Raw genomic sequence first — 23757 nt, forward strand, 5'->3', positions numbered from 1 at the left:
ACTTGTTTTTATGAGTCAAAAGGATTTATTCTCAAATTGCATCAATGATGTGGTTGAAAGTTTCACTCGGTCTCATGGCTTTGGAAACTTCTGCTGCGTTTGGTTTGTAGTACCCGCCGATAGTTACTTTGTGTCCCTGCGCTCCGATCAGTTCAGCATTGATCTTTTCTTCGCTGTTGGTCAATGCTTCTGCAACAGGTGTGAATTTCGCTTTCAATTCCGCATCATTGTTCTGCGCCGCTAAAGCTTGTGCCCAGTACAATGTCAGGAAGAAGTGACTTCCACGGTTATCGATTTCCCCAACCTTACGAGCAGGAGATTTATCGTTTTCCAGGAATTTTTCAGTAGCGGCATCCAATGTTTCAGCCAATACTTTTGCTTTTGCATTTCCGGTTGTGTTGAACAAGTGCTCAAAAGAAACCGCCAGTGCCAGGAATTCTCCCAAAGAGTCCCAACGCAGGTAGCCTTCTTCCAGGAATTGCTCTACGTGTTTCGGAGCAGAACCACCTGCACCTGTTTCGAACAATCCTCCTCCGTTCATTAACGGCACGATGGAAAGCATTTTCGCTGAAGTTCCCACTTCCAGGATCGGGAATAAATCTGTCAGGTAATCGCGCAATACGTTTCCTGAAACGGAAATCGTATCCAAACCTTTCACAATGCGCTCCAGTGAGAACTGGGTTGCTTCGGAAGGAGAAAGAATACGGATATCCAATCCTGTCAGATCGTAATCTTTCAGGTATAATTCTACTTTTTCGATCAATTGACGGTCGTGAGCACGGTTTTTATCCAGCCAGAATACAGCAGGAGTGTTGCTCAAACGCGCTCTTGTTACAGCCAGTTTCACCCAGTCGCGAACCGGAGCATCTTTGGTCTGGCACATTCTCCAGATATCACCAGCTTCTACATTGTGCTCCAGCAATACGTTTCCGGCAGCGTCTGTAACACGTACTTTTCCGTCAGCCGGAATCTGGAATGTTTTGTCGTGAGAACCGTATTCTTCAGCAGCCTGAGCCATCAAACCTACGTTCGGAACAGAACCCATCGTTGTTGGATCCAATGCACCGTGTTTTTTACAGAAGTCGATCACTGTTTGGTAAACTCCTGCATAAGAACGATCCGGGATGATCATCAGGGTGTCCTGCAACTGACCTTCTTTGTTCCACATTTTTCCGGAAGTACGGATTGCAGCCGGTACGGATGCATCTACGATCACATCACTTGGTACGTGCAGGTTGGTAATTCCTTTATCGGAATTCACCATTGCTAAAGCAGGATTCTTTGCATAAACCGCCTGGATATCTGCTTCAATAGCTGCCTTCTGATCAGCAGGAAGTGCTTCGATTTTTGCATACAAATCTCCCAAACCATTATTCGGGTTGATTCCCAATTGCGCAAATTCAGCAGCGTGTTTTTCAAAGACATCCCGGAAGTAAACCGAAACCACATTTCCAAAAATAATCGGGTCGGAAACTTTCATCATGGTTGCTTTCAGGTGAACGGAAAGCAGGAGGTTTTTCGCTTTTGCTTCTTCAATTTCTGTTGCAATGTAAGCGCGAAGTGCTCTTTGGCTCATCACCGATGCATCGATGATTTCCCCGTCTTTCAATGAAGTTTTTTCTTTCAGAACCTGTGTGGTTCCGTTGTTTTCGACCAATTCGATTTTCACGTCGGTAGCAGCAGGAACAACCACGGATTTCTCACTTCCGTAGAAATCACCTTCCGGCATGCTTGCTACGTTGGTTTGGGAATCAGCACTCCATGCCCCCATGGAATGCGGGTGTTTCTTTGCATAATTTTTCACCGCTTTCGGAGCACGACGATCAGAGTTTCCTTCGCGAAGTACCGGGTTTACAGCACTTCCCTTGATTTTATCGTATTTTGCTTTTGCTGCTTTTTCCTCTTCAGTAGCAGGTGTTTCCGTGTAATCCGGAACCTTGAACCCCAAAGCCTGCAATTCAGCGATGGCATCTTTCAACTGGGGAATAGAAGCGGAAATATTCGGAAGCTTGATAATGTTTGCTTCAGGTGTAGTGGCCAATCGACCCAATTCAGACAATGCGTCGGGAATACGCTGTTCCTCTGTGAGGCATTCCGGGAATGTTGCAAGAATACGCCCTGCCAGGGAAATATCTCTTGATTCTACATCGATGCCCGCAGTTGCCGCAAACGCTTTAACGATCGGTAAAAACGAATACGTTGCCAATGCCGGTGCTTCATCGGTAAGTGTATACAGAATGGTTGAATGTGAGTCTGCCATAATTTTTTGATTCTAATTATTGAGTTATTACCGCTAAGAAAGATTCTTAACGAACGATGGCAAATTTAATGGTTGAGGTTTGGAATATCAACAAATCAGAAGCTTAATTTTCCCTCTTTCGGGATATTTGTGCAAAGTTGGTATACACCGGCTGTGAAATAGCGGTTTATGGCGCTTCGATCTGTTCATTTTCGAATAAAAACAGCTTTTTCCGGCAAGTGAAATACGTGCCCGTTAAAACAAAAAAGTACCTGGAGTCTGACTTGTTTAGTGTGTTACCAATTTGAGATACTCCGTCATTTTGGCGAGTGATCTTCCGCGGTGGCTCATCCCGTTCTTTTCGTCGGCAGACATTTCCGCAAAGGTCTTTTCGCTTCCTTCAGGTATAAAAATAGGATCGTAACCGAAACCGTTCTGTCCGCGCTTTTCGTTGATAATCGTTCCGTCGATGCGCCCTTCAAACACATGTACTTTGTGATTGATGTAAAGCGCAATGACCGTTGTGAAGTACGCGTGGCGGTTTTCTTGATCTTTCAGTTTTTCAAGCACCAGGTTCATGTTGTCATCTGCATCGCGCTGTGTTCCTGCATAGCGGGCAGAATACACTCCGGGTTCTCCGTTTAGACTTGGAATGACCAAACCGGTATCATCTGCAAAGCAGGGAATGTGCATTTTATCCGCCAGAAACGTGGCCTTTTGGATCGCGTTTCCTTCAATGGTATCGGAGGTTTCGGGAATTTCGTCGTGAAACTGGATCTCTTTCAGCGAAATCAACTGGAAACCGGGTGGCAGGATAGCTTTGATTTCAGCAATTTTATGCTCGTTGGAAGAGGCAAAAAGTAGTTTCATGCATCGAATTTTGCGTTAATGTACGTTTTTTTCTACGAATTGGGGACAAGCGAGGCGTTGTAACCGAAATAATTTTTGAAAGCGTTTGAAAAGTGCGAAAAGTTCTCAAAGCCCACCAGCAGGTACACGTCGGATGGTCTCAGTTCGGTTGATTGCAGGAGACTTTTGGCTTCCTGCAGGCGTTGTTGCTTGAGCCATTTTTCAGGTGTTTCGCGGAAAATCCTGGAAAAATCCCGCTTGAAAGTCGAAAGACTGCGGCCCGAAAGCCGGGCGAATTCCGATAAGGGGATGTTGAACAGGAAGTTCTTCCGCATGAAGCCTTCCAGATCGATTTTATACGGTTGGCTGAAGTCGAACAAATAGGGAAGGAAAAAGGAACGATTGAGCTGAAGCAGTAATTCAATGGCTTCGTTGGTTTTTAACGCCGCGATGCTGGGAGTGAAATAATCTGGCTGATCAAAATAGGGAATCACGGATTGGAAGAAACCGGCAAAGAGCCCTTTTTTGGGGATTTCAAACAGGGGATTTTCGGTAAAGCGTTCCTGGCCCGGAATGTTGTTCTTCAACGCAAATGATTTCAATTCGTCTTCCGTCAGAAAAAGAGAAATGGACTTGAAAGGTTTCCCGTCTGCCGACGGATGCTTTTTCGTTTTTAGTAACGTGTTTTTTCGCATTACACCGATACTGCCGGGTTCCAGGAAAATGGTTCCTTCGGAAGTGAAGACTTCCATCACTCCTGAAATGATGATCCCGAGAACGTGGTGCGGAACGAGTTGTTCGGTACCGTAATGTTGGTTGTGTACACAAGAAAGCAGGATGTTTTGCTGAAGAATATCACTCATGGAGTTGTTTTTTTATTTGGAGAGTTCAATAGTTCAATAGTTCAATAGTTCAATAGTTCAATAGTTCAATGTTGCGTTTATACGATTTGAACGTTTGTTCTCACTTTGGAAGTTGGCTCAACAATATTTTATCCATCGTGCGGTCTCCTGTCCAGCGGCGAAGAAATAGTGCGGGTTTGGCCATGTACCCACCTGAATAACGTGTCTTCGGACGGGAAGAAGCAATGGCTTTTGAAACCAACCGGGAAATAACTTCCGGTTCCGCATTTTTAGAAAGCGTCGTTTCGAATGCTTTTTTGAAGCGTTTGGCCATTTCGCCGTAAGCCGTATTTTTAGTCTGCTTCACGAAGTTTTCCTGTGCAATTTCTGCCCATTCGGATTTCACTCCTCCCGGTTCGATTACAACTACATCAATGCCGAAAGGTTTGACTTCTGATCTGAGGCTGTCGCTCATACCTTCTACTGCAAATTTGCTGGCATGGTACCAGGCTCCGAATGGTGTGGCAATTTTCCCTCCAATGGAAGAAATATTGATAATTTTCCCGCTTTTCTGTTTGCGCATGGCAGGAAGTACGAGCTGAGTCATCCGCGCCAATCCGAAGACATTTACCTCAAACTGGCGTTTTGCTTCTTCCATTGGAACGTCTTCAACTGTACCGTAGGAACCGTATCCGGCATTGTTGACCAATACATCGATCCGGCCTTCTTGTTCGAGAATGGTCTGCACGCAGGATCGCATGGAAGCATCATCGGTTACGTCCAGCGCAATGGTTTTGACTCCGTCTTTTTCCAGGGATTTCAGTAAATCAGTTCTTCTGGCAGCGCCGTAAACAATATGACCTTCTTTCGCGAGGTCTCTGGCGAATACTTTTCCCATCCCGGAAGAAGCGCCTGTAATTAAAATAACGTGTTTCATCGTTGTGAATTTGATACAGCAAAGTTGGTTCATTCACAAGTTACTGATTTTGCTCAGAAGTTCAAAATAGTTTGCTCACAGGCTCACGAAAGGATGGCTTTTCGGTATCTACCCGGGTAAATGGTGGGTAAGTGTACACTTATCCACCAAAATTAACTTTTCCATTGAAAAACAGCTGTTATCCCAGGTATTGCTTGTCAATCTGGTCTTTCAATTCCGGATGCCGTTTGACATAAGATGCCACAAACGGACAATACACCATCACCAGCTTTTTGATTTTCCGGGCATATTCAAAAGCTGCCGATGCAAGCGCACTTGCAACTCCTTTTCCTGCCAGTGATTCGGGAACATCCGTGTGCATAAACGCAATGTCTTTTTTGTAAAACTTGTAGGTCAGTGTTGCGAGAACATCCCCTTCCCGGTATTCAAATTGCTGTAGTTCTTCGTTATGTGTAATTTTCAGAGGTTCGCTCATACTTGTTTGTTTTAGAAGGAATCAATTTTCAGTTTGAACCGGGGTTAACCTTCACACAGAGCCTTGAGTTTTTCCAGTCCGAGCGGAAACTTCTTTTTCATGAATTCGATATGTGCATCCGTCACGTCGACCTCTACTTCCAGTTCGGTCGTGTTCGCATTGATTTCCATTAAGCGGTAAATTTCGAAACAACCGGTCCAGTGCTTTGTTTCTTCATTGAGTTCCTGTTCTTTGAAATCAAGCACCTCTCCGATGTGTTTGAAGATCACCAGTTCATTTTCTTTAAAGAATACAATATCACTGTACATGCCACTTCCGCCAGGCATCAAAAAATGAATGCGTCCGTTGGGTTTGATTTCACCTTCGTAATAAGAGCCTTCGCAAAAAGGAGTAGTCCATTCGGTATAGCTTTCTTTTCCCCAAAGTGTCTGCCAAACGTGGTTTTGCGGCGAGTTGATATTGATGGAGAAATGCAGTTTTTCGATGAGGTACAGGTAATTGCGCAGGGAGGTCTTGATGATTGCATCCCAGCCCATTTGGTAATTGGAAGGAGTAAATTCCGGTCCGGCGTCTGCAAAGGCTTCCAATCCTTCGTGGCGCAGGGTCAACCGGGAATGGTGATCGTCGATCGGTTCTACCAGCCAACTCACAACGGATGAACCTTTCGACTGTTGCGGATGTTCCCAGGTATGAACGAATTTTGTTCCCTTTTCAAATTCCAGAACCGTGCAGTGGTGCAGAAATTTACGTGCTTCGGATTCATAGAAATCAAAGCTTTCGCCAACCGTTGTTGTGAAATGTGGTATATGAAAATACCATTTCTTAAAATTGGAAGGATTCGTAATTGCTTCCCAAAGGTCTCTTGCGGGAACGTCAAAATCCATTACAGTTTCAATTGCCGTATTTGTCATAATCGTTGTTTTGGTTCTATTTATTTTCCCCACTTTTCATACCACATCATGAAAGACAGGAGGTACCAGATCTTCACCCCGAATTCAGTCCTTCCGGAAAGGAAAGCCGTTTTCAGCCGGTCAATTTCGGACCAGTGGAAAAGCCCGGTTTCAGTGATGCGTTCCCTGGATAAGTAAGTTTCGAGCAGATCCCGGAGTTCATTTCTCAACCAGGATTCAATCGGAATGGCAAAGCCCATTTTGGGTCTGTCCATGACCGATTTTGGAATATAGCGGTGTACAATTTCTTTCAACAACCATTTTTTGGAGCCGTCCCGGAATTTGAAATCATCGGGAAGCTGCGCCGCAAATTCGATCAAACGATGGTCGAGAAGCGGTTCCCGGCTTTCGAGACTCACCGTCATGGATGCGCGGTCTACCTTTTGCAGGATATCGTCCAGCAGGTAGGTCTGGTAATCCATTGCCTGGGCAAAAGCCAGCGGACTGTAATTCGTGAGCTCGGTACTATCGAAGTAACTGGACAGTTTTTCAAACGAATGCGTGCTCAGTTTTTCGATTTGTTCATCGGTGAACAACTGGCTTACGCTGAGCATGATATTCCGGTCGCTGGTATTGCGTAAAATAGCTTTGGTCTTTTCGTAGCGCTGTGCAAAGTTGTACTTGTTTTTGAGCACAGGAATCGAATCAGCAGGAATCCGGTCCATGACTCCAGCCATACTTTTGCGGGCAAATGCCGGAATTTTATTGAGTTTTTCGCCGTATTTGAGGATCATCTCATAGCGGTTGTAACCGGCAAAAACCTCGTCTCCGCCATCTGCGCTCAGTGCAACGGTTACATGCTGACGTGCAATTTTCGACACCAGGGTAGTCGGAATAGCACTCGAATCCGCAAAAGGCTCGTCGTAAAAATAAGGCAATTCGGAAATGAGGTCGATGGCTTCGCGCGCGCTGCACTCCGTTTCCGTATGATTGGTTTGCAATACTTCCGCAATAGTTTTCGCATAAGGAGCTTCGTTCAACCCGATGTCGGGAACAGAGATCGTAAAGGTTCGTAATGCTTCCGTGCGCTCTTTCTGCAACAATGCCGTTACGCAGGTGCTATCATAACCTCCGCTTAGAAAAACGCCCACCGGAACATCTGATACCATGCGGTATTCACAGGCCGATTTGAGCAGTTCTTCCGTTTGATTTTTAGCTTCTTCTACCGAAAGATCCAGTTTCGGTTGATTGTAATAATCGTATACGTTCCAGTATTGAACGGTTTCGGGCTGGAAATTCTTCAAAGAAGAGCGCATGAAATGTCCGGGTTCCAGTTTCCGGCAATGCTCAAAAATGCAATGCGGCGTTGGAACGCTTCCGTATTGTAAAAACGCCTGAACAGCCGGAATACTGATGTGTTTTTCGAAATCCGGGTGTTGGTGAAATGCCTTCAACTCGGAGGCAAACAGGAACAAACCGTTGTTTTGATACAGGAAAAGCGGTTTCACGCCGGCACGGTCGCGGGCAATGAAAATGGCTTCCTTGTCGGCATCGTAGATCACGAAAGCAAACATCCCGATAAAACGATCCAGGCACTTTTCGCCCCATTCTCCATAAGCATGCAGAATCATTTCCGTATCCGATTCGGAAAGGAACTGGTGTCCCCGTTTTTGGAGGTCGGATTTGATCTCTGAGAAGTTGTAAATCTCGCCGTTAAAGACAATCGTGTACTGGTTCCAGTTCATGGGTTGTTTCCCCAGTTCGGAAAGTTCCAGAATAGATAATCTGCGGTGTCCAAGTCCGATTTTATAGTGTGCGGTTCCATGAATAAATGTCCCGAAGCCATCCGGCCCGCGGTGCTCCAGTGAATGGGTCATCTGCTCCAGGTCGTGTTCTGAAGATGCCCCGTTGAAATCAATAAAACCCGTAATTCCGCACATATAGTTATCCCGTTTCGAACAATTTGGTCGTAAATAGTAAAGATAACGAAAAAGCGGGCTCTTCGTTTGATCGAAGTGTTATAAAAAGAAGAAATTAGTAGAGTGTTGCCTTCGACTCCGCTCAGTCAACAGAGTACAAGTCGTTCAGTCAACTTAAAACAGATCGTTTGATCAACAGTCGGATTAGGGTGTTAAATCAGATTTGGTAGTGATCAAATTGATTTGTAACTTAAATAGAATAACTGATTTGGGATGAATGCGTATATGTATATTTTACGCTGTGCAGACGACAGCTACTACACTGGAAGTACCAGAAACCTCTTACGGAGATTAGAACAGCATCAATCCGGGAAAGGAGCAAATCATACGCGGAAATTCGGACCGGTTGAATTGATCTATTACGAAGAATTTACACGGATTGATTGGGCATTTTATCGGGAAAAACAGGTTCAGGGATGGAGCCGGCGAAAAAAGGAAGCTTTAATCAATAGCAGACCAGTTGATTTGAAACAATTTGCCGAATGTCAGAATTTGAGCCATTTTAAATACAAAGAATGACATGTTGAATGTTGCCTTCGACTCCGCTCAGTAAACCCGCTACGGATTGTTCTATGATGAAACTGCCCCGTTTACTGAGCGGAGTCGAAGTAGGGGCTTCGTGGAATAAAGAACATTGTTCAAAACTCTCTTCATAAATTCGGAACTCCCCGCCGTTGTTGAAAAGGGTTAATTTCGTAACTTGCATGAATCATTTTAAACCCTTCAAATAATGGAAAACAAACAACAATTGACAGAAGAAATCGCAGTGCTGGAAGCACAGTTGACGGGTGACATGTTTGCAGATATGGACATCAAAGATCAAATCCATAACCTGAAAATGAAGCTGGAAGGTGTACGTCCGATGGACAGTTACATCGAATGCGTAGGCTGTGGTTCGTAACTGAATTTACATCACACAAAAGCAAAGGTGTCCGGATCCGAAAAGGTGAAAGACACCTTTTTTAGTTTTCAGAAGGCGTTTTTAAACGGGCAGCGGAATATGTTATACTCTCAGTAACTTGAGGTAGTTTTCTTTCCAGGCTTCCACGCTCCAGTTTTCAATGATTGATTTCCGGGCTTTTTCCCCCAATTTGCTTCGGAGTGTTTCATCCCGGAGTAATTGCCTCAAGGCTGCTTCCCATTCTTCGGCAGAATCTGCAATCAGTCCGTTTTCCTGCTGCTCAACAATTTTGGTATTCACACCAACCGGAGAAACAATACTCGCCATTCCGAGACTCATGTATTGCAGTGCCTTGAATCCGCATTTTCCTTCCGACCAGGCATCGAGTACCAGTGGCATGACACCGATCTGAATTTCGGCCAGGTCTTCAATTTCTGTTTCTTCTTTCCAATCCTGGTAAACGAGCGATTGGAGCTGGTAATCCGGTTTTTTATTCGAAATGACCTTGAACACAAAGGTGTATTCCTGTTCCAGTTTCCGCAAAATGGGAACTATAAAATCCAGGTAATGCATCGTAGAGTGCGTTCCTGTCCAGCCGATCACAATAGGTTTCCGGTGATGATCGACCAGTTTGGAATGCTGGTTTCGGGTATCAATTGTCGTTGGAATGACCTGCACATTCGGATTGAACTGTCGGGCATAATTTGCCAGGAATTCGTTTCCGGTACTGATTTGCTCTGCCCAGCGGATCAGATAGGGTACTTTCCAGTAGCATTTCAGTTTCTGAAAACGCGCGTTGACTGAGCTGTAGTTCGGAATCCAGATGGCATCGTCGAAATCGTAGGTGTATTTTTTGCGCATGACTTTCACCAGGAACCATTCAAATACGGGTGGGCCGACATGTGCCATTTCGCGGTGCATGAAAATGTGTTTTGCTCCGGCCAGTTTGAAGAGGAGTGCCCAGCGGCGCAGAAAATTGTAATTCAGATCCAGGAATTTCCGGAAAAATTGTCCTTTCTGATACAGACGATCCCAGCTTTTTTGCGTGTGAAAAGCGTGATAATGAATTTCACAGGCATGTTCTTCCAGGAATCCGAGGTACTGTTCAAAGCGGAAACGCTGAGAGGGAGCTTCACCTTTCGGATAAGGGGCAATGATATGGATCTTCTTCGGATTCACAGGAGCAAAAGTGGGCTTTTTTTTGAAGACATTTCGCTAATTAAAACAAGTGATGCGATTTTTTTCATCCTGATTCACCTTGTAACTTAAAAAGGATGGATCCCGCACGTGCGGGATTTGCCCGGTTGCAGTGCAGGGTTCAGGTCATCGACAAAGTGTCTTATCTTATCCGACAAATCGATCATAAATCGAAAAGTAAGCATCAATCCCACGTTCCAGCCCGAAATACGTTTTAGCACCTTCCATGGTGGTTTCCCTGTTGAAACCGGAAAAATCGAGTTCGAAACCCGAAATGGTTTCGTCTTTGGTATCTTTCAGTACCAATCCCGCGTGATAGTGGTTCACGATTCCATCCGTGTCTCCAACTCCTGCATTGCAGATCAGCGGAATTCCCATTGCCATGATCTCGCCCTGTTTGGTAGGAGAAGAGGCTTTTTTGGAAAACGTGGGACGGATGAAGAAAATGGAGCAGTCGAACAGGGAAATGAACAGCGGAACGCGCTGGTGCTGTGCCGAAACAACCCGGATCGATGCTGGGTCAATTTCCAGTTTTTTGGCTTCCAGCAAGATGGACGAAGGAACTTCTTTGGTTACAAACAGGAAAACAGCATCCGGTTTCAGGTGCTTGATCCGTTTGAACGCCAAGAGCATTTCCGGCAATTGATACCAGGTTCCGATTGAACCGACATAGCCTACTACATATTTACCTTTGAGTTGGAATTCATTTCTTTTCTGATGTAAGAGGTCTTCGTCTGTTTTTTTCGGATCGAATAATTTCAGGTCAACGCAGCAGGGAATTACCGTGATCTTTTCAGAGGTAACGGACGAAAGTTTCCAGTTCAGAATTTCTTCTTTTCCGGCTTCCGTTAGGCTCACGATTGCATCGCTTTCCTCAAAAAAGCGTTTTTCCTGTTTCTTGAAATACGAATAAATGGCTTTGAATACCGGATTTTGAATGCTCCAGATTCCACCTTCAATACGCTCATCCGCCCAAAAACCGCGCATATCAAAAAGCAGCCTGACTCCCTTTTTCTGCTTGAGTTTCATTCCGACCAGAGCGCTGATGTAACTCCGGCAATGCACCAACTGGAAATGTTTCTCCCGGTGTAGTGCAAATGCAATCTTGCTCATTTTCCGGACATCAAGTAATGTAGACAAAACCGGAGGTCGTTTAGTATATACCTGGGGTTTCCAGTCGATATGGTGTTCATCACAAAGCGCCTGGATTTTTGCCCGTTCCTGTTCAAAACGCTCCGGTTTTTCGAAGCTGATCAAAGTGAAATAAAATCCTTTCTGGCTCAGACCGATGAGGTAGGGAAGCACCTGACTTTGTCCCAGTGGATCCGTCATTCCGTCGTATGACAAGTAAAGAACGTTCTTCATCCGGTGGGAATGTTAGTGAAGCTGCTTCAAAATAATGCTGATTCCTTGTTCCAGTTCGGTAAAAGGTCGCCCCAGCAGCGTATTCATTTTAGAAATATCGGGTTGTCTGCGGGTCATGTCGCCTTCTTCCAATGGCGGTAAATGCACGATCTTCGATTGGGAATTCGTGAGATGGATAATGGTCTGTGCCAATTCCAGGATCGTGACGATATTCCCGTTTCCGATATTCGCCACGTCGTTGATCAATTGCCCCGATTCCATGGCTTTGATGCAGGCATCCAGGTTGTCATCGATGTAACAGAATGTGCGGGTTTGGGAACCGTCGCCGTAAACCGGGATATCTTGATTCGCCAATGCCAGCTTGATAAAGCGCGACATCACGAAATCGGTACTTTGCTTTGGTCCGTAGGTATTGAAAAAACGGAAAAGAGTATAATCCAGGCCGTATTCCTGCTGATAGGAACGGAAATAAGATTCTCCCACATTCTTCACAACCGCATACGGAAGCCGCGAGTTCAACGGCGTAATGGTTTCGTGTTGCGGCAGGTGAACCGGTTCGCCGTATACTTCCGAGGAAGAGGCGTAGAACACGCGTTTCACCCCGGTACGTTTAGACAGGTCAAGGATATTCCGGATACCGTAAATATCGTCCAGAACCATGATCGGGTTTTCCAGTGTGCGTTTCACTCCAACCACTGCCGCGTAATGGAACACATAGTCGAAATTATACAAACTGAAAATCGGGGAGATGTCATCGAAATTATTGACATCGCCGTGAATGAACTTGCAGTTTTCGTGCTGGGGAATATTTTCTTTTCTTCCCGTCAGGAAATTGTCTACCAGCACCACGAAATAGTTCGGATTCTGAAGCAGTTTGTCAGCCAGGGAAGACGGGATAAATCCGGCTCCTCCGGTGATCAATATGTTTGTTTTGGTTGGTGTCATGCTTATTTTTTTGGAAATAAAAAGCGATAAGTCCTGTACACGAATTTAATGGCCTTTTTTGAATTTGGAAAGTCTTTATACGTCAAAGGCTTTTTTTGCAGGATCTGATCAAATTCTGCCGGAGAGATTTGTAGTTTTTTGCAGATGAACCCTTTCTCATTCTCAATGGTTTCCGGGTTGTATGGAAGCGTTTTTAAGTGTTCGAGTGCTTCTTCCCGGGTAATCTGTCCGGAACAGATTTGCGTTGAAAAAGTAGCCCGGCGGTAGTCAAAACCGTATTTGACCGGCATAATGTACGACTGCCAGAAGCTGGTATAGCGGGATTCGTGGTGTTTCCTCACCGGGAATTGACAGCCCAGTTCTTTTTCCAGCAGCAACCTCGCTTCATCCTTGTTGTAATTGATCAGGTTGAGCGGATAGTACGTTTTGATACCTTTGAGTATTTTGTACTGGAACTCTTTCCAAAGTCCGAAATCCGGTGTTTTTTTTCGTTGTACCTTGCTGAAGGTACGCACAATGTGGCGGTACAACTTCATGTCCTTCATCACGTGATATCCCCATTGCAGCGGCAAAATTCCTTCGGAAGAATAATTTCCACCCGAAAGAATGGTTTTGATCCGATGTTTTTCTGCCATTTGATGCAGTGCTGCCGGAATCGCCAAATCTGTCGGGATTTCAATATCGACCACCGAAGAACGGAGAAAGGCCAGTTGGATTTCCCGGAATTCAGACCAGTCTAGAACCACAGTTTCCAGGTCGAGATCCAGTTTGGAAGCCACTTTCCGGATATTCTCAACCGCAACTTCGGTGTTCCAGCCGTTGTCCAGGTGCACCAATAAGGGATTTAATCCGTTGATTTTTGCGAAATATGCCGTGTAGCAACTGTCCACGCCACCACTGATACCGATAATGGAATCGTATGCTTTTCCGGCTCCTTTGCTTTTAATTTTATCAATCAGGTGGCGTACAGCGGTTTCGTTCTTTAGGGGGTCGTTGTAAAGCGGGCTGATTCTCAGTAAGTAATCCGTACAATGATTGCAGGTTCCATCCGGGTTGAAGAGGATGTCAGGATCACTGGTGTCCATGACGCATCTGGTGCATTGTTGATATTGAGAACCGAGCATATTACAAAATTAACAGAACCATGAAGGAAATCACTATTTTTTCCGTCCTAAAAAATAAGTACATCTACTGAGCGAGTATTTAGTGTAATTATACGAACGTTTTAAATCGGAGTTTAGATTTCTTAAAAACAGGATCAATGGCAAATGATTACCTGCCTTGATACACTTCCGAAAGCAGAAAATGACGTCTCTGACCGGTCCGTTGTTAAAGAACAAGGTGTTTGAAGGTTGCCCAAAAGACACGTTGCTTCACGGCACTCCGGTGTTCTCCGAATGCTTTTTTGAGGTAGTTGAAAGCCAGTTTTTTGTGTCCGTTGAAAGCAAGATCAACTGCCAGAACGAGGTAGTTCCGCATCACGAAATAACCGTAATTTGCTCCGAGAAAAGTCTTGAACTGCTCGTTTTGATCCATGTAGCTCAAAAAGGTCAGGAAACGCTTTTCCAGTTTCGAAGGATCGGTCATGGTATTGACGCTTCGTTCGTCATGCTGGATGAGGTAAGACGTAATTTCTTCCGATTGGTGAAACGGGTATTTAGCCAGCAACCGGAGCCATAATTCGTAATCTTCGCTGGCACTCAAAGCCCGGTTTTCGATGAAGGGATTTTCCAGGGCAATATCACGTCTCACGATCACCGGGTTACAAGCCAGGTAATTTCCTTCGATCAGGAAATGTGTGCGCTGCTTCTGATTGGGCTTGTAAGTCGATTGAACTGGAGTGATCTTACCACTGAGTGCATCTTTCATCTGGTACTGGACATTCAGAACTTCCGGATGTTTGTTGGCTTCGCAATGATCTTTGAGGTGTTGTACATGGTGCGGAAGCATTTCATCGTCACTGTCGAACCAATTCAGGTATTCTCCCCGGGCCAGTTCGGTTCCGCGGTTTCTCGCCGCACCGCGTTCGCTGTTTTCAATCCGGTGATAACGCACCCGTTCGGATAAATACGGTTCCACCACTTCCCGGGTAGCGTCTTTACTGCCGTCATCGATGATGATGACCTCAAAATCGGAGCACGTTTGGTTCAGCACACTTTGGAGTGTATGCTCGATCAAATGAGCGCGGTTGTATGTCGGGATAACAATGGAGAGAAACATAACTAAGAGATGTAGAGCGCTTTCAGTTGTGCAATATACCGATCAAAATTGAATAATTCACGAACACTTACCCGGCCATTTTGCACTAATCGTTCGGAAAGAGTCCGGTCATTCAGCAGTAAAAGCATGGATTGATGAATTGCTTCGGTACTTTTAAAGGGAACAACCAGCGCATTTTCACGATCGGTGATGAACTCCCGTGCAATGCCGCTCAGGGTAAAAACCGACGGAATGCCCGATGCCAGTGCTTCCACATAGGTCTGCCCGAAAGCTTCACAAGTCGGATTAACCGGGACATGTACATACAGGTTGAACAACTGAAAGAGGTCGTAGACATTGTTTTCAAAGGAAACCACGCGGACATTCCGTTCGGGCAGCTGCTTCAGAAGCCGGGATATTTCATGCGAATAATCAGCATTGTCTGATGCGCCAAACAAAGAAAGCAATGCGTCGGGATGTGTTTTTAACAATTCCTGAAACGCCTCGATGATATATTGAATTCCTTTGAGTTCCTGCCAGCGGGCAATCACACCAATAACCGGAAATTGCCTGTCCGGGTTGTAATCGCCGGAAATGCGGACAACCTCTTCTGCATTCGGATGCGCAAACCGGTCCAGGTCGAAGCCGTGGTAAATGATCACACGTTTCTTAGCAGGAACGCCTTGCTTTTCGAGCAGTTCATCAATGATTCCGGAAATAGCGACAATTTGTGTTGCCAACCGGTTTTGAATGCGGTCAATCAGGCGTTCTTTCCAGTGAATGTTTAACGGTTCTCCGGAATGACGCGTATAGATCCGGGTTTTCACACCTGCCAGCTTTCCCGCCCACAAACCAATCCAGTTTGCCAGTGCCAGGTGGCAGTGAATGTGTGTGATTTTTGCTTCTTTGAGAATCTTCCTACAGGCAAAAATGGCTTTCGTTGATTTCAAAATTCCCGGTGTTTCAAGCGTGTAAACGGTTAATCCGTTCTCCGATAAAAAGCGGTGCAGTTCGCCATTGGTACCATTGATCAGGATGTAGCATACATCAATATGCTGAGCTTTCAGTTGCAGTGCCGTCTGTTCGAAATAGACCGCCTTGTTGATTTCAGATATGATGTAACAGAGTTTCATCCCGAACTTACTTTTTGATATAGTATGCCTTGAGTGTCAAACCCGTATTGGTCAGGGTAAACAGGAAGTTCAGGGTGCGTTTTGCCACGTCCAGGTACCATTTTTTAGAAATGGCTTCACGCATGTTTTCGTCGTTGGCATGTGTGATAGGAGCACTTCCTTCCTGTGCCAATGATTGTTTGATCCGGGTAATGCTGATCCCGGTCGAGCGGAATTTGTGGCGCTTGAACGGAAACCGTTCGATGGCTCCGGTGAGCGTTTTTTTCGTGTAATACGTCAAATGCTCCGGGTACTCAATCACGTTGTATTTTTCCTTCAGGTAATAGCGCATGATCGAATTGAAATTCGGAGTGGTGCAGTAAAACAGGCCACCTTTCCGCAAAAAAGCGTGAATATGAGTCAAATCGTTGAGCGGCGTATGGATGTGTTCGATAACCTCAATAGACGTAATCACGTCGAAAAAATCGCGTTCAAACTGGTCGGATGACAAAGCGCCGCGCCGCATCTGAATACCCTTTTCGGTACAGCGTTCGATCGCCGCCTCTGAAAATTCGGTTCCGAAAACTTCCCAGCCTCTTTTCTGTGCTTCTTCGAGAAACCAGCCACGTCCACAGCCTACATCCAAAATCCGGTTGGTCTTCCTGAACGGTTCGAATTCATCCAGCAGGCGGGCATAAGCCATGCGCGTCATTTCAGACAGCTGGGCTTCTTTGTCATAGGAATAGAACTTGTAATGTTCATTCAATTCCTCTGCAGTCGGGATTTTATGGGCAAACACCAGGCCGCACGAATGACACTTCACCAGGGAATGCTTTTCGTAATAGCGGGCCAGGGGACGAATGTCTGTTGAATTACAAATGAAACAAGTGCTGTGTAAATTCATTGCCATGAGGTGAAATTCGACTTAAATTGTAGTTTTGCAGGAATGATCCCTGCAACACGTGGCCCGGAGCTCCTTCGAGTTACAAAGATGACTAAATATTTGGGAATAAAACAGGTTAAAACCAGAAAGAATGTTTGATCAATTAACGAGAACGCTCCGACATCCGAATCGTCAGGTAAACATTGACTTTCTGAGAGGTTGTGCGGTCCTTGGAGTGGTGTTGTTCCACTTTAACAGCACACTTCCGTACGGATATCTGGGAGTTGACCTGTTTTTCGTGATTTCGGGTTACCTGGTCGGCGGGGCGTTGATGAAAGACTTTCTGCTCGACAAAAAAATCTCCTTTTTCGGTTTCGTCCTAAAGCGCGGATTCAAAATCTGGCCTTCGTATTACGTGTTTCTGTTCCTCGGGTTTATTCTTTCAAACCTCTTGTTTTCCGGTGATTTTGCATCGGAACAACTGCACGCTTCGGAATTGCCGCGCTATGCTTTCTGGTACCGGAATTTCACCGGTTTTCCGATCCACTTTTCGTTTGATCACGTGTGGTCTTTGTGTATCGAAGAGCATTTTTACATCCTGCTTCCGTGCCTGATTTTGATCCTGAGAGCGTTCCGTGCCAATCGCAAAGTCTTTGTGTTTACACTGATTTTGACCATTGTCATGGCATTTGTTTGTAAATGTGTGATGTTGTTCCTGACGAATTCAAAAGACACGTTTTCGATGACCTTCAACCGGTTGGATACCTTCTCCTGGGGAATCCTGGTTGCTTATCTCCAGTTTATCGGAAAGGATTTATCCGGAAAAACAGCGCTTCGCAGTATTTTACTAGTAATCGGACTTGGCGGAGTTGCCCTGACGATCTTCCTGCACGAATGGGGTGGAATTCCTTATTTCAAAGCTTTAGTCATGCATTCGATCATGCCGGTGTTTATGTTCTGCCTGATTTGGTCTACACTGACGATGAAAAGTTACCGCTGGCTCATTCCGTTCCGCGTGATCGGTTATTACAGCTATAACTGGTATTTGTGGAACCCGATCGTTTCCATGTTGTGCATTCAATTCCTCGGGATGAGTGTTTTATCGTTTTTCGTATACCTGGTTGTGAGTTTCGTATTGGCGGTGTTCTTCACGCACTTTGTGGAAGAGTACTTTTTGAAAGTCAGAAACCGCTTGTTCCGGAAGTGATTTGAATTCTATTTGAAAAGTGTAACCTGAGGAAGTGCCATGCTTTAAGATTGGTCTGCGCACTTCTGCGGGAAAAGTAAACCACATAGGAACATAGCCTGTTAGATTCGGCTTAAAGGTAAAGAAGCAAAGGGTGATTGGTTGAAACTACATCGCTTAGTAAACTTATTATGCGCCTTATGTCTATGGTCAGCGTGAATCTGCGTAATCCGTGGGAAATAAAACACGAAACACTACTTCCGAAGATACAACCAGTAATTATTTTTCCGGAAACGCTTCAGCAAGAACTTCCCGGATAGTTCGGGCAGGGAAGTCCCGGAAATAATCACTTTTGCATCCCGAGCAGAGGAAAGTGCTTGGCTGATTGCTTCATTCGGCTGGAGATAAACCAGTTCGAAGCCTGGATTTTCCCGGTTGTAGAAACGCAAATACGTGTCCATCAGCGGGTGGCGGCAAATGACCCGTTGGTAGTGATTTTGATCCAGGTAATGACACAACTCCTTGTTCTGGAACGCCTGTACTTCCTCTTTTAATTCAGATTTCACAAACAAAAATCCACATGCAGGAAGGAGCAGTAGAAAAAATGCCGGTTTGCTGCATTTGGAAAGAAACGCACTGCCCGTAACCGAAAAAAACAAGAGGATCGGAACGATCAGGTATGTCCAGGTTCGCGGGAACGGAATCACAGCATGGATCAACAATAAAACGGGCGGAAGAATAAGCAAATACATGTAAAGTGATACTGCAGGTAGTTTTTTGGATTGTTTCAAAGCCAGGTAAAAAGCGCCCAAAATCGCAAGGAGTACGAGTAAATACACCAGCGGAAGATACGTCAGGAAACGGCTTGTATCGTTGAAGTGATCGAAGAGTCCTGTAAATACGATTTTTCTTTCAAGTGGTTTTACAAAATCATTGGAAGTTACGGCGCGGATTCCCGACACGGCAAAAACGGGAACATACAAACAGCAAACGAGAACAGTCGTTGTAATCGTCGTGCGGATCATGCGGAATAAGTCTTTGAAGTTTTTCGTTCGAATAGCGTTGAAACCATAGAATGAAACCAGTGTCAGGAAAGGATACAAAAACGACGGCATGGCATAAAAACCAATCAGAGAACCCGCAATGAACACAAGATTCCATGTTTTTCGATAGGTTTTCCGAAGTTCGTCCAGTGCATACAAACAGATGAGAAAAGCCAGGACGGTGAGGATATATCCCCGGGAAACACTGGAATAATACAAAACCGGGTACGAAAAACAATACAGGCACAGCACCAAAAGACTGGTTGTTGCATCGGTCTTTTTGAGCAGAAAACGGAAAAATACTGCCGCGCTGAGTATTCCAATCAGAATAGACGAGATACGGAGATTAAACAAACTTCCGAAAGGCAGGTAAGCCGTGAAATTGGTTAGGATCGAATGGAGAATGTGATTGTTCGGAGCAGGATAGTAAGTTGCAGAAACCAGCGGATTCTTGGACGTGAAATTCAAATACGTCCACGCTTCGTCATACGTTACCGGAAGAAAAAGGGCATTACAAATCGCCGCGATTGCAAAGCAACCCAAAATCACCCGGTAAATCAGCTTGTGTTGGGGGGAGATGGATTGGAAATAGCTTCGTTCCTGGCGGAGTACCGCCCGTGTGTTTGCTGCTGCTTGTGAAATTTTCCCGCGGAAAAGAAACAACAATACTCCTGCAAGTAACAGGAAAAGCGGTGCGAGTCGCAAGAATGTAAACCGGCTCTCCGAAATAACGCTTTGAAGCTGTTCCGGTTTTTTGTGCATCCACCGGGAAAGGAAATCAATAAACGAAGGATACGTGGTACTAAATAGCAACGTGCAAAATACCAGGCCGGATAAGGCCAGCACCAATCCGGTAAATGCCAGGATATTCCGGAATTTAAAAAGCTTCAACAATTGATTTGTCAAGGTTTCATTTTAGAACCTCAAATGTCACAAATAATGTCGAAATGGCAATTGTCGAACGAATTATTTTCTGTCAGGATTTGATTGTTTTCGGCATGGCGGATCCGGTAACCGAATGAAGCCAGGAAACGAATCAGTTCGGCAGCACTTGCGCCTTGCTCTTTCAGGTTTTCATCATCCAGCTCAATGAAGAGTACCGGGTGATCTTTTTCCAGGATTTCCACAGCACCCTTGAGCACTTCCAGTTCGTAGCCTTCCACATCGATTTTAATGAGTGAAACGGTTCGTTCGTTGCGATCCCTGAGGAATAAATCCAGTGTCATCACTTCAATTTCCACCGATGATTTCTCCGGGTTGGAAGTCACGCGGTTCATGCCCGGATTTCCGGCTGTACGTTCTTCAAAAAACACTTTTCCCGGTTTCGAACCCAGGCCCAAAGGATGCAGTTCAATATTGGGAAATGCATTGCGGGAGGTATTGCGCTTCAACGTTCTGAATGTTTCCGGAAACGGTTCAAAAGCGTAAATCGCAGCGTTCGGAAAAGACTGCGCAAACCGCAGGGAGATTTCACCGATGTTTGCACCGATATCCAGGATCAGATCCGGGTTGGAGTGAAGACTGAAAAGCCTTTCACGCGCCTCTTCGTAAAATCCGAAATAAATGTTCCAGTCTACAATGTTGGCAATGTCCAGCTCAAATTGTACACCATTACGTGTGACCTTTCGCAAAGCAGGACTTTGATAACTGTAATGGTTGGGAGTGAGTTTGGTTAATCCGCTTCCATACGGCTTATTGCGGGTATATGTGGTCAGTAGTTTCTCCATCGGTCGAACTTTGAACAAAGCCCGGAAAGTATCTTTTAGACTCATGCTTGTTTGCTGTTTTAGTGAATGGATCGGTTAAAGGTGTTTTTCAATCAGGTCTAACAGACGCCGGGATTGATTTTCCCGTGAATAGAAGGCAATAGCTTCGTCGTTTCCGTGGTATTCAATCACCCCGTTCCGTTTCCATTCATCGTATTTTTCCACGATAAAAGCGGCAATTTCCTCACTGGTTTCAAACGATTTACCCGAATGGGTTTCCTCCAAAAGCCGGTCGATCACGTCTCCTACGGAAGGAGCGATGAGGATGGTGCGTTTCGCTCCGAGGTATTCAAAGATTTTCCCGGAATACATGCCCACATACCCGCGCCATTCCGGGTGCCAGACAAGGTGGCTTTCTTCCAGGTGTTTTAATGCTGTTTGACGCGGAATCCGTTTGGTGATCAATAGGTTTTCTGCCGGAATGGAATCCCGTACCTGGTCTCCGATTTCCTGGATGGTATCTGTGCCGATCAGTTTGAAGAGCAATTCCGGTCTTCCCGGAAGCACATTTCTGAAAGCTTCGAGAAACAATTCGAGTTCCTGTCCCGGGTAAATCGTTCCGATCATGGAAATCACGAGACGGTCGGATTTGAATGCATCCGGAGGGGTAAACGATTCGAAGATCGCATGTTCGAATCCGTTGAAAATAAGCGCGGTTTCTTTCCCTGTTTTGCGGGAAAAGTAGTTTTGAAGCTCCGAGTTAATGGTCGAAATACCGCTGCTTTTCTTCAACCAGCGCATCACATGGAATTCCCGGAAACGGAAAACCAGCTTTTCCCATTTGTCGGTTTGTTTGTTCTTGTTGAGCAGAATGCCGTTTTCAAAATCCCTGAAATCAACCACAAAGGGAATGTGAAAGCGCTTGTGAAGCAAAAAAGCCACATGCACCAGGTTGATCGGCGGAGTTGAAACCAGGATCACATCCGGTTTCCAGTTTTGAGCAACTTCCGAAGCAACCGGTAACAACTGCATCGCATCGATTTCGGGATCGAGCTTGCCGCTTGCCAGGTAAAACAACGTTTTGAAGGTATTGGGTTTCTGAACTTTCGAAATATAAGGCGTTTTGATGACTTCCAGCTGTTCGTGTACCCGCACGCGCTCAACCGGAGAAGGATCGCTTTTCAGGTAATCTTCCCATTGGTCTTCGTTTCCTTTCCAGTGTCTCGTAACGACTTTAACATCGTGAAACTTTGAGAAATCATTTGCAAATGCCCCCGGTCTGTTCGGAGCAATTCCAACACAGGGCGGGAAGTAATACGAAATAATCAGGATCTTCTTCATTTGAAATGATTTAATAAATAGGACTGCCAGGAAAGTGTGATTCCTGTGTCGCGGAGCCAGTTGTTTTGGGGCGGTTCGAAACCTACTTTTTCTTTCCGCCAGCAAATTTCAGCGGGTAGTACGTGTTCAAATGAAGCCCGCATGATGTATTTCGTCCAGCCGAGTTTCAGTTTGTACTCATCCGGAAGGGAAAAACAAAATTCGACCAATTCATGAAAAAGAAAAGGCAGACGTACTTCCCGGTGATGTGCCATGGAATTCCGGTCTGCAAAACGCAGTAAATCCTGGAGCGGACCGCGCATGGTACTGTTGTACAATTGCTCGTTCAGTCGTACCGGACGGTTGGTTTTCCGCATGCGTCCCCGTAACTCGTAAAACTGCAGGCTTTTGATTGCCGTTTTTTTGAGTTTGCTATGCGGTGTATGGTAATCGATGAAACGATACTGTTCTCTCAGGCGTGAAACCGAAAAAAGCGGTTTGGTGTGAAAGAGGGATTCCAGGTATTCCGGGTAATACGAAATATACCCGGCGAGAATTTCATCCGCTCCCTGTCCGTCGATCAACACGGTTACTCCGTGTTCTTTCGCCAGTTGTTGCACGCGGTATTGCGCATAAATGCTGGCACTCCCGAAAGGCTCTTCCTGGTGGTAGCATACCGTCTCCATGTCTTCGACCATCTCATTGCCTGTTGGCCAGGTAAGGTGACTCTCAAAGCCTGTTTTTTCTATGACTTTCTCAATGAAATAACCTTCGTCCTTTTTGAAATCTTTGAACCGGGCAGAAAAAGTAAGCGGGGTGATGTTGTTTTGACCCGCATACTGCTTCATGTTGCAGACAATGGAAGAACTATCCAGTCCGCCGCTCAAACTGGTTCCTACCGGAACATCCGACCGGAATCGCCGGGTAAGACTGAGCTGGAACAGGCGGTTGAATTCGGTACAGGCATCCTCAAAACTGAGTGTACAATCCTGTTTCTTCCAGTTGATGTCGTAATAACGTTGAATTTCGTGCGTTCCGTCTGCCTGAATGCGCATCCAATGGCTGTGTTCCAGGCGGAGAATGCCGTTGTAAAACGGTTCGTTGATGTTTTCCGGGTGATGAGCAGATCCGGTTTTTTCAAAATGTTCAAACAAGCGGGGATTGTTTTCCTTTGGAACGCCTGCAGCCCACAAAGCCTTCATTTCAGAAGCGAAATAAAACCGGTTGTTGTGAAAACTGTAGTGAAAAGGCTTCTCTCCGAAACGGTCTCTGGCGCAAAACAAGCTGTTTTCAACATGGTCCCAGATGGCAAAGGCAAACATGCCGTCCAGTTCCTGCAAACAAGCTTCTTTTTTCTGATCAAACAAAGCCAGGAGTACTTCTGTGTCCGAATCCGACTGAAAAGCATAACCGGCTTCCGCAAGCTGTTGCTTCAGTTCAATGTAGTTGTAAATCTCGCCGTTAAACGTAATGGTGTACCGGTCGAGATAATGCATCGGCTGTCTGGCATTTTCCGAAAGGTCGATGATCGACAAACGCCGGTGTCCTAAAGCGGTGAGTCCGTTCTCGCTGATCCAGTGTCCTTCGCCATCGGGCCCGCGGTGCCGGATGCTGTAGGTCATGCGTTTAATCCCGGATGCAAGTTCGTCCGAAGGGGCAAAAGATACGATTCCTGAGATTCCACACATG

At 45.5% G+C, this 23757-nt stretch carries 21 protein-coding genes; 3 read left to right on the forward strand and 18 right to left on the reverse strand.

All coding sequences use genetic code 11. From position 1 onward, the window contains the following. Positions 1–31: 31 nt before the first annotated feature. The 7 genes from ABDV94_RS09730 to asnB (ABDV94_RS09760) form a co-directional block, all read right to left on the reverse strand. Positions 32–2260, reverse strand: a complete 2229-nt coding sequence (locus ABDV94_RS09730; protein ID WP_343606916.1) for an NADP-dependent isocitrate dehydrogenase — start codon at positions 2258–2260, stop codon at positions 32–34. A gap of 267 nt (positions 2261–2527) precedes the next feature. Further along, entirely contained in the window at positions 2528–3109 is a 582-nt protein-coding gene (rdgB, locus tag ABDV94_RS09735; RefSeq protein ID WP_343606917.1) for an RdgB/HAM1 family non-canonical purine NTP pyrophosphatase, read from the reverse strand. A 32-nt stretch (positions 3110–3141) separates the two neighbouring features. Beyond that, positions 3142–3951, reverse strand: coding sequence for an AraC family transcriptional regulator (locus tag ABDV94_RS09740; protein WP_343606919.1), 810 nt, complete (start codon positions 3949–3951; stop codon positions 3142–3144). Between the two features lie 100 nt (positions 3952–4051). Next, entirely contained in the window at positions 4052–4867 is an 816-nt protein-coding gene (locus ABDV94_RS09745) for an oxidoreductase (protein ID WP_343606920.1), read from the reverse strand. A gap of 178 nt (positions 4868–5045) precedes the next feature. Next, entirely contained in the window at positions 5046–5342 is a 297-nt protein-coding gene (locus ABDV94_RS09750; protein ID WP_343606922.1) for a GNAT family N-acetyltransferase, read from the reverse strand. Between the two features lie 44 nt (positions 5343–5386). Beyond that, positions 5387–6253, reverse strand: coding sequence for an SRPBCC domain-containing protein (locus ABDV94_RS09755; protein WP_343606924.1), 867 nt, complete (start codon positions 6251–6253; stop codon positions 5387–5389). A gap of 20 nt (positions 6254–6273) precedes the next feature. Beyond that, positions 6274–8172 (reverse strand): asparagine synthase (glutamine-hydrolyzing), encoded by a 1899-nt coding sequence (gene asnB / locus ABDV94_RS09760; protein WP_343606926.1) that lies wholly within the window; start codon positions 8170–8172, stop codon positions 6274–6276. 264 nt (positions 8173–8436) lie between these two features. Here asnB (ABDV94_RS09760) and ABDV94_RS09765 point away from each other — a divergent pair, with 264 nt between their 5' ends. Both ABDV94_RS09765 and ABDV94_RS09770 read left to right on the forward strand, forming a co-directional pair. After that, positions 8437–8730: a GIY-YIG nuclease family protein gene (locus ABDV94_RS09765; RefSeq protein WP_343606928.1), complete on the forward strand. Its 294-nt coding sequence runs from the start codon at positions 8437–8439 to the stop codon at positions 8728–8730. Between the two features lie 211 nt (positions 8731–8941). After that, positions 8942–9112: a hypothetical protein gene (locus ABDV94_RS09770; protein WP_343606930.1), complete on the forward strand. Its 171-nt coding sequence runs from the start codon at positions 8942–8944 to the stop codon at positions 9110–9112. Positions 9113–9214: 102 nt separating this feature from the next. On the opposite strand, the gene ABDV94_RS09775 is transcribed toward ABDV94_RS09770, so the two are convergent. The 7 genes from ABDV94_RS09775 to ABDV94_RS09805 all read right to left on the reverse strand — a co-directional run bounded on the left by ABDV94_RS09775 (position 9215) and on the right by ABDV94_RS09805 (position 16834). Continuing rightward, positions 9215–10291, reverse strand: coding sequence for a glycosyltransferase family 4 protein (locus ABDV94_RS09775; RefSeq protein ID WP_343606931.1), 1077 nt, complete (start codon positions 10289–10291; stop codon positions 9215–9217). 165 nt (positions 10292–10456) lie between these two features. Then, positions 10457–11674: a glycosyltransferase gene (locus ABDV94_RS09780; RefSeq protein WP_343606933.1), complete on the reverse strand. Its 1218-nt coding sequence runs from the start codon at positions 11672–11674 to the stop codon at positions 10457–10459. Between the two features lie 12 nt (positions 11675–11686). Beyond that, positions 11687–12619: an NAD-dependent epimerase/dehydratase family protein gene (locus ABDV94_RS09785; RefSeq protein WP_343606935.1), complete on the reverse strand. Its 933-nt coding sequence runs from the start codon at positions 12617–12619 to the stop codon at positions 11687–11689. A gap of 2 nt (positions 12620–12621) precedes the next feature. Further along, positions 12622–13743: an N-acetyl sugar amidotransferase gene (locus ABDV94_RS09790; RefSeq protein WP_343606937.1), complete on the reverse strand. Its 1122-nt coding sequence runs from the start codon at positions 13741–13743 to the stop codon at positions 12622–12624. Between the two features lie 205 nt (positions 13744–13948). After that, the gene (locus ABDV94_RS09795) at positions 13949–14839 is read right to left on the reverse strand and encodes a glycosyltransferase family A protein (protein WP_343606939.1); all 891 of its coding nucleotides are present in this window, start codon (positions 14837–14839) and stop codon (positions 13949–13951) included. Between the two features lie 2 nt (positions 14840–14841). Next, positions 14842–15951 (reverse strand): glycosyltransferase family 4 protein, encoded by a 1110-nt coding sequence (locus ABDV94_RS09800; RefSeq protein WP_343606940.1) that lies wholly within the window; start codon positions 15949–15951, stop codon positions 14842–14844. A 7-nt stretch (positions 15952–15958) separates the two neighbouring features. Beyond that, positions 15959–16834 carry a class I SAM-dependent methyltransferase gene (locus ABDV94_RS09805; RefSeq protein ID WP_343606942.1) on the reverse strand — a complete coding sequence of 292 codons (876 nt, stop codon included), beginning with the start codon at positions 16832–16834 and terminating at the stop codon, positions 15959–15961. A 130-nt stretch (positions 16835–16964) separates the two neighbouring features. On the opposite strand from ABDV94_RS09805, the gene ABDV94_RS09810 reads away from it, so the two are divergent. Beyond that, positions 16965–18020 carry an acyltransferase gene (locus tag ABDV94_RS09810; protein WP_343606944.1) on the forward strand — a complete coding sequence of 352 codons (1056 nt, stop codon included), beginning with the start codon at positions 16965–16967 and terminating at the stop codon, positions 18018–18020. A gap of 233 nt (positions 18021–18253) precedes the next feature. Here ABDV94_RS09810 and ABDV94_RS09815 read toward each other — a convergent pair whose 3' ends face one another. From ABDV94_RS09815 to asnB (ABDV94_RS09830), 4 genes are read right to left on the reverse strand one after another with little or no spacing between them, the layout of a single operon-like run. Next, positions 18254–19948, reverse strand: a complete 1695-nt coding sequence (locus ABDV94_RS09815; protein ID WP_343606946.1) for a hypothetical protein — start codon at positions 19946–19948, stop codon at positions 18254–18256. A gap of 17 nt (positions 19949–19965) precedes the next feature. Further along, complete coding sequence (locus tag ABDV94_RS09820; RefSeq protein WP_343606948.1) at positions 19966–20814, reverse strand: FkbM family methyltransferase; 849 nt, start codon at positions 20812–20814, stop codon at positions 19966–19968. A gap of 30 nt (positions 20815–20844) precedes the next feature. Beyond that, entirely contained in the window at positions 20845–22089 is a 1245-nt protein-coding gene (locus tag ABDV94_RS09825) for a hypothetical protein (RefSeq protein WP_343606949.1), read from the reverse strand. Beyond that, positions 22086–23756 carry an asparagine synthase (glutamine-hydrolyzing) gene (gene asnB / locus ABDV94_RS09830; RefSeq protein WP_343606950.1) on the reverse strand — a complete coding sequence of 557 codons (1671 nt, stop codon included), beginning with the start codon at positions 23754–23756 and terminating at the stop codon, positions 22086–22088. The genes ABDV94_RS09825 and asnB (ABDV94_RS09830) overlap by 4 nt, the downstream gene beginning before the upstream one ends. Position 23757: the final 1 nt, after the last annotated feature.

Source organism: Fluviicola sp., from assembly GCF_039596355.1.
Classification (GTDB): domain Bacteria; phylum Bacteroidota; class Bacteroidia; order Flavobacteriales_D; family Crocinitomicaceae; genus Fluviicola.

Excerpts from the sequence above, each read along its gene's own strand:
- ABDV94_RS09730 (WP_343606916.1), bottom strand. The coding sequence starts at position 2,260 with ATGGCAGACTCACATTCAACCATTCTGTATACACTTACCGATGAAGCA.
- rdgB (WP_343606917.1), bottom strand. The coding sequence starts at position 3,109 with ATGAAACTACTTTTTGCCTCTTCCAACGAGCATAAAATTGCTGAAATC.
- ABDV94_RS09740 (WP_343606919.1), bottom strand. The coding sequence starts at position 3,951 with ATGAGTGATATTCTTCAGCAAAACATCCTGCTTTCTTGTGTACACAAC.
- ABDV94_RS09745 (WP_343606920.1), bottom strand. The coding sequence starts at position 4,867 with ATGAAACACGTTATTTTAATTACAGGCGCTTCTTCCGGGATGGGAAAA.
- ABDV94_RS09750 (WP_343606922.1), bottom strand. The coding sequence starts at position 5,342 with ATGAGCGAACCTCTGAAAATTACACATAACGAAGAACTACAGCAATTT.
- ABDV94_RS09755 (WP_343606924.1), bottom strand. The coding sequence starts at position 6,253 with ATGACAAATACGGCAATTGAAACTGTAATGGATTTTGACGTTCCCGCA.
- asnB (WP_343606926.1), bottom strand. The coding sequence starts at position 8,172 with ATGTGCGGAATTACGGGTTTTATTGATTTCAACGGGGCATCTTCAGAA.
- ABDV94_RS09765 (WP_343606928.1), top strand. The coding sequence starts at position 8,437 with ATGTATATTTTACGCTGTGCAGACGACAGCTACTACACTGGAAGTACC.
- ABDV94_RS09770 (WP_343606930.1), top strand. The coding sequence starts at position 8,942 with ATGGAAAACAAACAACAATTGACAGAAGAAATCGCAGTGCTGGAAGCA.
- ABDV94_RS09780 (WP_343606933.1), bottom strand. The coding sequence starts at position 11,674 with ATGAAGAACGTTCTTTACTTGTCATACGACGGAATGACGGATCCACTG.
- ABDV94_RS09785 (WP_343606935.1), bottom strand. The coding sequence starts at position 12,619 with ATGACACCAACCAAAACAAACATATTGATCACCGGAGGAGCCGGATTT.
- ABDV94_RS09790 (WP_343606937.1), bottom strand. The coding sequence starts at position 13,743 with ATGCTCGGTTCTCAATATCAACAATGCACCAGATGCGTCATGGACACC.
- ABDV94_RS09795 (WP_343606939.1), bottom strand. The coding sequence starts at position 14,839 with ATGTTTCTCTCCATTGTTATCCCGACATACAACCGCGCTCATTTGATC.
- ABDV94_RS09800 (WP_343606940.1), bottom strand. The coding sequence starts at position 15,951 with ATGAAACTCTGTTACATCATATCTGAAATCAACAAGGCGGTCTATTTC.
- ABDV94_RS09805 (WP_343606942.1), bottom strand. The coding sequence starts at position 16,834 with ATGAATTTACACAGCACTTGTTTCATTTGTAATTCAACAGACATTCGT.
- ABDV94_RS09810 (WP_343606944.1), top strand. The coding sequence starts at position 16,965 with ATGTTTGATCAATTAACGAGAACGCTCCGACATCCGAATCGTCAGGTA.
- ABDV94_RS09820 (WP_343606948.1), bottom strand. The coding sequence starts at position 20,814 with ATGAGTCTAAAAGATACTTTCCGGGCTTTGTTCAAAGTTCGACCGATG.
- ABDV94_RS09825 (WP_343606949.1), bottom strand. The coding sequence starts at position 22,089 with ATGAAGAAGATCCTGATTATTTCGTATTACTTCCCGCCCTGTGTTGGA.
- asnB (WP_343606950.1), bottom strand. The coding sequence starts at position 23,756 with ATGTGTGGAATCTCAGGAATCGTATCTTTTGCCCCTTCGGACGAACTT.